General features: G+C 65.6%; 9 protein-coding genes. 4 read left to right on the top strand and 5 right to left on the bottom strand.

What is annotated here, in order from left to right; genetic code table 11:
- Positions 1-105: 105 nt before the first annotated feature.
- Both ACVOLQ_RS21655 and ACVOLQ_RS21660 read right to left on the bottom strand, forming a co-directional pair.
- Entirely contained in the window at positions 106-1518 is a 1413-nt protein-coding gene (locus tag ACVOLQ_RS21655; RefSeq protein ID WP_481529269.1) for a S41 family peptidase, read from the bottom strand.
- A 116-nt stretch (positions 1519-1634) separates the two neighbouring features.
- Positions 1635-2936 carry a murein hydrolase activator EnvC family protein gene (locus tag ACVOLQ_RS21660; protein WP_481529270.1) on the bottom strand — a complete coding sequence of 434 codons (1302 nt, stop codon included), beginning with the start codon at positions 2934-2936 and terminating at the stop codon, positions 1635-1637.
- 91 nt (positions 2937-3027) lie between these two features.
- On the opposite strand from ACVOLQ_RS21660, the gene ACVOLQ_RS21665 reads away from it, so the two are divergent.
- Together ACVOLQ_RS21665 and ACVOLQ_RS21670 are read left to right on the top strand one after the other, a co-directional pair.
- Positions 3028-3681: a DUF4097 family beta strand repeat-containing protein gene (locus ACVOLQ_RS21665; protein ID WP_481529271.1), complete on the top strand. Its 654-nt coding sequence runs from the start codon at positions 3028-3030 to the stop codon at positions 3679-3681.
- 61 nt (positions 3682-3742) lie between these two features.
- A complete protein-coding gene (locus ACVOLQ_RS21670) occupies positions 3743-5452 on the top strand; it encodes a M28 family metallopeptidase (RefSeq protein ID WP_313171107.1) in 1710 nt (569 codons plus the stop codon).
- A 192-nt stretch (positions 5453-5644) separates the two neighbouring features.
- On the opposite strand, the gene rarD is transcribed toward ACVOLQ_RS21670, so the two are convergent.
- Together rarD and yedA are read right to left on the bottom strand one after the other, a co-directional pair.
- Complete coding sequence (gene rarD / locus ACVOLQ_RS21675; RefSeq protein ID WP_313171109.1) at positions 5645-6556, bottom strand: EamA family transporter RarD; 912 nt, start codon at positions 6554-6556, stop codon at positions 5645-5647.
- Complete coding sequence (yedA, locus tag ACVOLQ_RS21680; protein WP_313171110.1) at positions 6553-7455, bottom strand: drug/metabolite exporter YedA; 903 nt, start codon at positions 7453-7455, stop codon at positions 6553-6555. The genes rarD and yedA overlap by 4 nt, the downstream gene beginning before the upstream one ends.
- Positions 7456-7651: 196 nt before the next feature.
- On the opposite strand from yedA, the gene ACVOLQ_RS21685 reads away from it, so the two are divergent.
- Both ACVOLQ_RS21685 and ACVOLQ_RS21690 read left to right on the top strand, forming a co-directional pair.
- Entirely contained in the window at positions 7652-8986 is a 1335-nt protein-coding gene (locus ACVOLQ_RS21685) for an MFS transporter (RefSeq protein ID WP_481529272.1), read from the top strand.
- On the top strand, positions 8970-9266 hold the full coding sequence (locus ACVOLQ_RS21690; protein WP_481529273.1) for a hypothetical protein: 297 nt from the start codon (positions 8970-8972) through the stop codon (positions 9264-9266). Before ACVOLQ_RS21685 ends, ACVOLQ_RS21690 begins: the two co-directional genes overlap by 17 nt.
- Here the strand turns inward: ACVOLQ_RS21690 and ACVOLQ_RS21695 are convergent.
- Entirely contained in the window at positions 9263-10915 is a 1653-nt protein-coding gene (locus tag ACVOLQ_RS21695) for a M28 family metallopeptidase (RefSeq protein WP_481529274.1), read from the bottom strand. The genes ACVOLQ_RS21690 and ACVOLQ_RS21695 overlap by 4 nt on opposite strands.
- Between the last annotated feature and the right edge of the window lie 190 nt (positions 10916-11105).

Consider the following 11105-nt stretch of genomic DNA (forward strand, 5'->3'; position numbering starts at 1 on the left):
CCGCGGCGGGCCTGCAGTGCATTGATCCCGCCTGCGCGCCTACCGCCCCCCCCAAAACAACCCCGAAAACCCCCGGCAACCCCCATGCCCCCCCCGGGCGCGGCACTACAGGGGTTTGTCTTCCGCTGCGGGCTTTTCCTTGGCTTCCGGCTTCGGGGTCTCTGCCGGCTTCGCGGCTTCCGCCGGCGCCGCTGGCTTCGCCTTTGCCGCCGCGGCGGCCTGCGCTGCCGCTACCGAGCCGGGGTGCTTGAGTTCCTCCAAGGCCGACTGGATCGGCGCATCGCCCGGCAACACCACGCCGGCCTTGCTGCCGACCGCTTCGTCATCACCGCGTAGATGCCCGGGCAACTTGGCTTCGCTGTAATCGCTCAGGCTGGCCGGCAGATCGTTGGGCGCGTCGGCCGGGTCCGGCATCAATTCCACATCCGGCACGATGCCGGTGGCCTGGATCGAGCGTCCGCTGGGCGTGTAGTAACGGGCGGTGGTCAGTTTCACCGAGTCGCCGTTGTCCAGCGGCAGCACGGTCTGCACCGAACCCTTGCCGAAGCTGCGACTGCCAACCACGCGGGCACGGCCATTGTCACGCAGGGCACCTGCCAGCACTTCCGAGGCACTGGCCGAACCAGCGTCGGCCAGCACCACCATCGGCGCCCCCTTCAGCAGGTCGCCCGGGGTGGCATCGAACCTGGCATCACTGATCGAGATCCGGCCGCGGGTGCTGACGATGCCGCCCTTCTCCAGCAGGTCATCGGCCACCTGCACGGCAGCGGTCAGCAGGCCGCCGGGGTTGCTGCGCAGGTCCAGCACCAGCCCCTTCAGCTTGCCGCCGGCCTGCGCCTGCAGCTGGTTGAGCTGCTTCTGGAAATCGGCACCGGTGTCGGCCTGGAAGGTGCTGATGCGGATGTAGCCATAGCCCGGTTCCAGCATCCGGCTGCGCACACTGGTGACGCGGATGGTCTCACGCATCACGGTGACGTCGAAGGGCTTCTGCTCGCCGCGGGCGATGGTCAGCACCACACTGCTGCCGGCCTTGCCGCGCAATGGTTCGCTGGCATCGATGGCATTGATCGGGGTGCCGTCGATGGCCACGATCAGATCGCCGGCCTTCAGTCCGGCACGCGCAGCCGGGGTGTCGTCGATCGGCGATACCACCTTCAAGGTGTTGTCCTGCTGCAGGACCTCCACACCGATGCCTTCATAGGCACCGCTGGTCTGTTCGTCGAAGGCTTCTGCATCTTCCTTGTCGAAGTAGGTGCTGTGCGGGTCCAGCTCCAGCAGCAGGCCGCGCACCGCCGACTGCATCAGTTTCTTGTCATCCACCGGATCTACATAGGCCGCACGCACGGCGTTGTAAACGCCGACGAAGCGGCGGATTTCGTCCAGGGGTACGCGTGAGGTGACCGATTCCTTGGCATCGGGATCGTCCGCCTTGGACACCTTGTCCGGGGCGCTCTGGGCCAATGCAACAGCCGGTGACAGGGCCAACAGCAGGGCAGCAGCAAGACGGGCTACACGCATGAACCACTCCATGAGATTACGGATGCGCAATAACCGCGCTGGACCCGATTATGCGCGAAGCCCGGCTAAATTCTTGTTGAATCGACGCATCTGGCTGCGCCAGCGCTCAGCCCGCGTTACTGCCGCTGCAGCCAGGTCGAGGGATCCACCGGTTGGCCGTTGCGGCGCAGTTCAAAATACAGCGCGGTTACGCCCTGCCCCCCGGAGTTGCCGACCTTGGCCACCGCATCGCCGCGCTTGATGGTGGCACCGGCATCCTTGAGCAGGGTGTCGTTGTGCGCGTACAGGCTCATATAGCCGTTGCCGTGGTCGACGATCAGGATCATGCCGTAGCCGGTCATCCAGTCGGAGAACACCACGGTGCCGTCGGCTACCGCGGTCACCGTGCTGCCGGCCGGTGCGCCGATCAGCACGCCGGCGCTGTTGCGCCCATCCGGCAGGCGACCGCCGTAACGGGCCAGCAGGTTGCCCGACAATGGCCAGCCCAGCCCGCCCACGCGCGGCGCAGGCGCATTGGCGACCACTCGCGGCGGCACCTTGCCCGGCGTGGCCCGTGCCGGACTGCGTGCGGAGCCGCCGCCATTGCTCGCCGCGGCCTGGCGGGCCTGCTCGGCGGCGCGGCGCGCGGCGGCACGTCGCTCGGCTTCGGCACGGGCGGCGGCGGCACGCAGGCTCGCCAACACCTGCTCCAGCGCGCGCGCGTCCTTGCCCAAAGCCTGCTCGCGCTGGCTGCGGTCCTGGTAGCGGCTGTCCAGTTCACTCAATACAGAAGCCCGCTGGCGACGGTCCTGGGCCAGCGCAGCGGCCTGTTGGCGCTGCTGTTCGCGAGCCTGTTCCAACTCTTTGCTGCGCGCGACGATCTGCTGCTCGGTCGTGTTCAAGGCCTGCAGATCGGTGGTCAGCCCGGCGATTGCCCGCGCCCGCTCACGCTGCAGATACCGGTGATAGGCCAGCTCGCGATTGGCGTCGGCCACGGTGTCCTGCGACAACAGCAGTTTCAACGGTGCGTGGTTGCCCAGCTGGTAGGCACCGCGCAGCAGCGTGGCCAGTTGCTGGCGTTGCTGGGCCAGCCCGCTCTCCAGCGTGCTTCGACGCTGCTGCAAGGCCGTCAATGACTGTTGTTCCCGCTGCACGGCCGCTTCTGCCTCGGCCACCGCGCGGCCGCTGCGGGCAACCTTCTGGTCGGCCTCGCGCAGGCGCTGGCTGGCCTCGCCACGCTGCCCTTCCAACTGCCGCCGTTCCTGTGAAACGCTCTTGAGCTCGCCACGCAGTTGCTGCAGCTTCTTCTCGGTGTCGCGCGAGTTGTTCTGCGCCAGCAGTGGCCCGGCCAGCAGCGCCAGGACCAGCAGGCAAGCACCGCGCCACGGCGGCAGGGCCGCACATCGCAGGGAACTGGGCTGTTGACTGGGCGGGCGCAAAGAGGTTCCAGTGACTTCAGGCAGATGCGGATTGTACCCAAGCGTGGTGCCATGCCACCCAGTCCATCGGCATTTCCATCCCGGAGATATCATGAAACGTCTATTCCTGCTCCTGCTGCTGAGCACGACCACCCCGCTGGCCATGGCCGCCGAGGACATCAGCAAGGTCAATGGCAGCATCCAGACCCAGGCCGGCACCACCTACGGCGATCTGGAAACGGTCAACGGCAGCATCCAGCTGGCCGCCGGCGTGCAGGCCAACAGCGTCGAAACCGTGAACGGCAGCGTTCGTATCGAAGACAACGTGCAGGCGCACAGCATCGAGACGGTCAACGGCGCGATCCGCGGCGGTCGCAACCTGGTGCTTACCCACGGCCTGGATACGGTGAACGGCGGTATCTATGTTGACCGCGGCAGCCGCATCGGCGGCGACATCGAGACCGTCAACGGCAGCATCGGCCTGGTCGCGGTGCAGTTGGGGGGCGACATCGAGACCGTCAACGGTGATATCACCGTGGGCATCGACTCGGTGGTGAAAGGCGGCATCAAGGTCAATCGCCCCTCGTTCGGTATCTCGTTGACCGCACCGCGCAAGCCGCGCATCGTCATCGGCCCGAATGCGGTGGTCGAAGGCCAATTGGTATTCGAGCGCGAAGTCACCTTGCTGGTGCATGACTCGGCCAAGATCGGGCCTGTGACCGGCGCCACGCCGCAACGTTTCGACAGCGAAACCGCGCCGCGCTGAACGCGCATTGCAGGCCAATCCTGCCTAGAATCCGGGTTCGACCTTGCAACCCGGAGTTCCCATGCAACGCAAACTGTTGTTGTGCCTGGCCGCCACCGCGGCACTGGCCGCCTGCAAGCAGGAGGCACCGGTACCGGCGGCCTCCGCGCCCGCACCTGCACCGGCACCGGCGCACACCTTCGCCGGTGGCATCAATGCCGCCGACTTCGGCGAGCTGGTGAAGACCCTGGCCTCGGATGAATTCGAAGGCCGCGCCCCGGGCAGTAACGGCGAAGAACTGACGGTCAACTACATCCGTGACCAGATGCAGCGCATCGGCCTGCAGCCGGGCAATGGCGACAGCTGGTTCCAGGAAGTGCCGATGACCGAAACCACGGCCAACCCGGCTACCGTGCTGAAGATCCAGCAGGGCCAGGCCAGCCGTGACCTGGTGTTCGGCACCGACATGGTGATCGGCACCCGCAGCGGCCAGCCGGAAATCAAGATCGACAACAGCGAACTGGTCTTCGTTGGCTACGGCGTGGATGCACCCGAGCAGAACTGGAACGACTACACCGGCCAGGATTGGAAGGGCAAGACGGTGGTGATGTTCGTCAATGACCCGGGCTTCCACACCGACGACGCCACCTTGTTCGATGGCAAGCGCATGACCTATTACGGGCGCTGGACCTACAAGTTCGAGGAAGCCGCACGCAAGGGCGCCGCCGCTGCGCTGATCGTGCACGACAGCGCTGGCGCTTCCTATGGCTGGGATGTGGTGAAGAACTCCTGGGGCGGTGCCCAGTACGACCTGCCCGCCGCCGAGGACAGCCAGCCACGCCTGCAGGCACAGGGCTGGCTCAGCGCCGAGGCCGCACGCAAGCTGTTCGCCGATGCAGGGTTGGACCTGGACAAGGCCTACAAGGACGCCAGCAAGCGCGGCTTCAAGCCGGCACCGCTGAATGCCAGCCTGTCGCTGGACCTGAAGAGCACCATCGCGCAGAAGAAGTCGCGCAACGTGGTCGGCGTACTGCCGGGCAGCAAGCGCGCCGACGAAGCCGTGCTGTACATGGCGCACTGGGACCACCTGGGCAAGCACGAAGGCGAGGAAGGCGACAACATCTACAACGGTGCGGTCGACAACGCGACCGGCGTGGCCGGCATCCTTGAAGTGGCCGATGCGATGGCGCACCAGCAGACCCCGCCGGAACGCTCGGTGGTGTTCCTTGCCGTGACCCTGGAAGAATCGGGCCTGCTCGGTTCGCAGTACTACGTGAACCACCCGACCTTCCCGCTGGACAAGATCGCCGGCGTGATCAACATCGATGCGATGTCGGTCAATGGCCGCGCGCGTGACCTCACCGTCACCGGTTTCGGCAGCTCCGAGCTGGAAGACCTGCTCAAGCCACTGGCTGCCAAGCAGGGCCGCACCCTGCATGCGGAAACTTCGGTGCAGAGTGGTTTCTACTTCCGCTCCGATCACTTCAACTTCGCCAAGGCCGGCGTGCCGGCACTGTATGCCGATGGCGGCGAAGACCTGATCGACGGCGGCGTCGAGGCTGGCAAGCGTGCGGCCGAAGCCTATGGCAAGGACCGTTACCACGGCCCGAAGGACGAGTACGACCCGGCCACCTGGAAGCTCGACGGCATCGTCGAAGACCTGGAACTGCTGTACGGCGTTGGCCAGCAGTTGGCCGGCGGCGACGCCTGGCCGAACTGGTACCAAGGCAACCCGTTCAAGGCCAACCGTGACGCGATGATGAAGAACAAGGACAGCAAGGCGGCCAAGTAAGCCGCTGCTGGTCGCGAACAGGAACGGCGCCCTTGGGCGCCGTTCCTGTTCATGTGCTTGCCCGTCGATGCAAAGCGGCGACGCTGTAGCCTGGGTAAGCGCAGCGCACCCGGGAGCCGGGGATAGCCGGCATTGAAGGCAATGCGCAAACAGCCCCGGGTGCGTTGCGCTTACCCGGGCTACGGGGGCTGCCTAGGCCGCCGATGTCTCCACGCGGGCACTGCGTGCCTTGCGCACGCCGGCTACCGCGAACACCACCAGCCCGGCCCAGATCAGGCAGAAGCCAACCAGCTGGCTGGCATTGAAAGCCTCGCGGAACACCAGCACACCGACCAGGAACTGCAGGGTCGGCGCGATGTACTGCAGCAGGCCGACCACCGTCAGTGGCACCCGCCGCACACCGAAGGCGAAGGCAATCAGCGGGATCGCGCTGACCGCACCGGCCAGCACCAGCAGCACGTCGTTGCCGATGCCCCAGCCGGAGATGAAACCACCGCCATGGCCGCTCTCGGCCCAGATCACATAGGCCAACGCCGGTGCGACCATGAACAGGCTTTCCACGCCCAGCCCGCTCACCGCGTCCACCACGACCAGCTTGCGCAGCAGGCCATACAGGCCAAAAGTGATGGACAGGCCAATCGCGATCCACGGCGGGCGTCCGCTCTGCCAGGTCAGCCAGGCCACGCCCAGTGCCGCCAGCGCTACCGCCAGCCACTGCAGCTTGCCCAGCCGCTCGCCCAGCACCATCACCCCAAGCAGCACGCTCAACAGCGGGTTGATGAAGTAACCCAGGCTGGTCTCAACCACGTGGCCGGCATTCACCGCCCAGATGTACAGGCTCCAGTTCAACGCGATCAGCAGGCTGGACAGGCCCAGCAGCCAGAACCGCCGCGGCGTTGCCCATACCTCCCGCAACCAGCCCCAGCCGCGCACGATACCCAACCCGCCAACCAGCAGCACCGCACTCCAGACAATGCGATGGGCGATGATCAGGAATGACGGCACCTCCTTGAGCAGATGCCAGTACAGCGGGAACAGGCCCCAGATGACGAAGGCCAAGGTGGTGGCCCACAGGCCATTGCGGATTTCGCTGTTGCTGTTCATGTGCGACGCAGCCTTGCAAGGGTGATGACCACGACGCCGGCCAGAATCACCGCCATCGCGCCGAGATCGGAAATGCTGAAACGCTCATGCGCGATCCACGCACCAAGTGCCACGGCAATCACCGGATTGACATAGGCATAGCTGCTGGCCAGCACCGGACGCACGTTGTGCAACAGCCAGACGTAGGCGGTGAAGGCGATGATCGAGCCGAACACGGTCAGGTAGCTCACCGACAGCAGGCCCTGCAGGCTGGGCCAGGCAGTGATGCGTTCGCCGCGCAACAGGCCGGCACTGACCAGGATCAAGCCGCCACACAGCATCTGCCCGGCGGCGGTCATGAACGGCGATGGCAGATCGCGGCCCCGTGACCAGATCGAACCCGCCGCCCAACCCAGCGGCGCGATCAGCAGCAGGATCAGCCCGGTCGGGGTTGCGGTCAGGCTGCTGCCAGCGTTGAGCCAGACCACACCGACGAAGCCGACGGCAATACCCAGCCATTCGCCACGGGTGACCTTGTCGCCACGGATGGCCGAGAACAACGCCATCCACAACGGCACCGAGGCCACCGCCACTGCGGCCAGGCCGGACGACACATCGCGCTCGGCCAGCACCACCATGCCGTTGCCGAGGAACAGCAGGCACAGGCCCATCACCGCCAGCGTCTTCCATTGCGCACGGGTCGGCGCGGCAACACCGCGCCAGCGCAGCAGGGCATAGAGCACACTGCCGGCAATGACAAATCGGGTACCGGAGATCACCGTCAGCGGCGGCAGGCCGCTTTCCAGCGCCAGATGGATGCCCAGATAGGTCGATCCCCACACCACGTAGACCAGGAACAAGGCCAGAACTACAAGGCCACCCCTGGGAGGAGCAGCCGGTGTGGAGTCGGGGGAGGACATGAGGCGGTGCCACCATTCGGGGGAAGGTGAATTCTAGGGCACCGTGGCACAGAGATCAGTCTGAAAAACGGCATGCTGTATTCGCCTGGCAGGTCCACCTACATCATCCTTACACCGTCTGCGGTAGCTTGAAGCCGACCACCGCGCCGCCGGCTGCATCGCCCGGCCCCGGCCATCACGCGAGGACATCGTCTGCATGAGTACCACCACCGCACCCGTGGCGGCCGCCACCGAACGCGCCGCCCTGCGCCGCTCCATCTCCAACACCTTGAAGGGCTCGGCCGGCAACCTGGTCGAGTGGTATGACGTCTACGTCTACTCGGTGTTCGCGGTGTACTTCGAGTCGCAGTTCTTCTCGGCCGCCGACAAGAACTCCACGATCTATGTGTGGGCGATCTTCGCCGCCACCTTCCTGATGCGGCCGATCGGTGCCTGGTACTTCGGCCGCTTCGCCGACCGCTACGGGCGCCGTCGCGCCTTGACGGTATCGGTGACGGTGATGGCAGCCTGCTCGTTCCTGATCGCCATCACCCCGACCGCGTCGCAGATCGGCGGCGCTGCCGCATTGATCCTGCTGTTCGCACGGCTGGCACAGGGTTTCGCCACCGGTGGCGAGTACGGCACCAGCGCCACCTATATGTCCGAGGCAGCCATCCCCGGCCGACGTGGCTTCCTGTCCTCGTTCCACTACGTCACCCTGGTCGGCGGCCACGTGCTGGCCCAGTTGACCCTGCTCGGCATGCTGCTGTTGTGGGACAAACCCGAGATCTCGGCCTGGGGCTGGCGCATCGCCTTCGGCATCGGTGGCGTTGCCGCCATCGTGGTGTTCTGGCTGCGCCGGAGCATGGACGAATCGCTGACCTCCGACTCCATCGAAGCAGCGAAGGACGGCCGCGCAAAGGCTTCCGGCTCGATGTACGAACTGTTCGTGCATCAATGGCGGCCGTTGCTGCTGTGCTTCCTGATCACCGCCGGCGGCACGGTGGCGTTCTACACCTACTCGGTGAACGGGCCGAAGATGATCCAGAGTGCGTTTGCCGGCAACGACGTGATGACCGGCACCGTGATCAACCTGGGCGTGCTGACCTTTCTGATGCTGCTGCAGCCGGTCGGCGGCTGGCTGTCGGACATCGTCGGGCGCAAGAGCCTGCTGGTGTTCTTCGGCGTCGGCGGCGTGCTCTACAGCTGGTACATGATCACCCAGCTGCCGCAGCAGCATGATCCGCTGATGGCCTTCCTGGTGCTGGCGATCGGCTTCGTCATCCTCACCGGCTACACCTCGATCAACGCAGTGGTGAAGGCCGAGCTGTTCCCCACGCATGTGCGCGCATTGGGCGTGGGCTTTGGTTATGCGATGGCCAACTCATTGTTTGGCGGCACGGCGCCGTTGCTCTATCAGGGCGCATTGAAGACCGGGCATGTGGATACCTTCGCCATCTATGTCACCGCAGTGATCGCGGTGTCGCTGGTGGTCTATGTGTTCTTCCTGAAGAACAAGGGGCCGAACTGGTTGGATGGTACGCGGCGGTAGTGGCTTTGGCTTTGGCTTTGGCTTTGGCTTGGGCTTTGGCTTTGGCTTTGGCGTTGCTTCTAAGCCGTCATTCCCGCGCAGGCGGGGTATTCAACCGACGAATGTCGGGTCATCGCTCTGCGCACTTGCTTTTGCTTTTGCTTTTGCTTTTGCCCGCATCACGCACGATGCAAACAGCAAAGACCAGAGCGATTCCCGCCTGCGCAGGAATGACGGCATAAAAAGCAAAGAGCAAGAACAAAACCGGCGGACTCAGTCCGCCGGTCTTATCATCACTTAGCGCCGGGCGGCATCACTCGCTTCACGCGCAGCCTCGAACTCCGCACCCTTCTGCCACGTCGGCCATTTTCTGCTGTTGGCCAACTCCAGTCCCATGTCGTAAACCAACAAGGTATCGGCAGCCAAGCCACGCGCATCCCACTGCGGCGTCCACGCGTCACAGGCCTGGTGGTAGCACTTGGCGAAATAGGCATCACGCAGCGCGCGGCCGGCGGCAACGCCGCCGTCCAGCTTGTCCAAGCCGGCGCCGACAGTGATCGCTGGCACGCCCTTGCGGGCAAAGGCAAAGTGATCGGCGCGGTAGAAGAAGCCAGCCTCCAGGTTCGGATCCGGTGACCAACGACGGCCACGTGCCTGGGCAACGCGCTGCACATCGTCTTCCAGCGACACCCGGCCATTGCCCCAGGTCGCGATGTCGGCGGTTTCGCCATCCGGGCTGAACATCTCGATGTTCAATACCGCAACAGTGGTCTCCAGCGGTGCCAGCGGGTGTGCGGCGTAGTAGCTGGCACCGAGCAGGCCCTTCTCTTCGGCCGTCAACGCGATGAAGTACAGCGAACGCTGCGGACGCGGGCCGTCGGCGAACACGCGGCCAAGCTCCAGCACCGAGGCCACGCCGGTGGCGTTGTCGATGGCGCCGTGGCGCACGGTCTGGCCGTTGGCGTCCGGCTGGCCGATGCCGAAGGCATCCCAGTGCGCCGAGAAGATCACCGATTCCTGCGGATGGCTGCTGCCTTCCAGCTTGGCCACCACGTTACGGGTGACCACGCGCTCACGCTTGACCCAGAAGCTGGTGGTGAGGCTCGCGTCGCCCAGCTCGACAGGACGGAAGTCAGCCTTCATCGCCTTGCGCTTCTCGGTCTCGAAATCGAGGCCAGCGGCACTGAAGATGCGCTCAGCCAGGGCCCGCTGCATCCAGCCGCGTACCGGCGTATGCACGGCCTGTGCCTCGTCGTTGCTGCGTTCGATATCGAACAGCGGCGAAGTGCCGGACGCCTTCACCGTTGCCCACGGATAGGCGGCCGGAGCGGTCTCGTGCACGATCAGCACGCCCTCGGCGCCGCGCCGTGCGGCTTCCTCGAACTTGTAGGTCCAGCGGCCGTAGTAGGTCACCGCCTTGCCATCGAACGCACCCGGCGCATCGGTCTCGAAGTCGGCATCGTTGATCAGCACGACGGCGATCTTGCCGCTCAAATCCAGACCCTTGTAATCGTCCCAATGCCGTTCCGGCGCGGAGATGCCGTAACCGATGAACACCAGCGGCGTGTCCTGCTGGTCGACTACACCGAACGGGCTCAGGCTCTGCAGGGTGATGTCCTCACCGTTGACCAGCGGCTGCGACTTGCCGTTCAAGCTCAGGCTGGCCTGCACCGGTCCGTCCACCGTTGCACGGACCAGCGGCACTTCCTGCACCCAGCTGCCGTCGGTGCCACCCGGCTGCAGGCCGGCCTTGCGGAATTCGTCGATCAGATAGTCGACGGTGCGCTGCTCACCGGCCGAGGCCGGGGCACGGCCTTCGAATTCGTCCGAGGCCAGAATGCGGACATGCCGTGACAGTGCTTCCGGATCGATGCCGCCGCCGGGCAGGTCATTGGCCGCCGAGGCGATGCCGCCGACAAACAGGCAGGAAGACAGCAGCAGGATGCGCATCGGATTCACGGCAACTACCAACGACAGAATGAATGGCAGATTCTAACCGCCATTGCCCTTGTAGGCGCGGCAGCGCTGTAGTGGGGGGGGGGGGGGGGGGGGGGGGGGGGGGGGCGGGGGGGCCGGCGCGGCGCCGGGGGGGGGGCGGCCCGCCCCCCCCCCCCCCCCCCCACCGGCCCGGGGGGGGGGG

The organism is Stenotrophomonas sp. STEN031 (assembly GCF_056759975.1).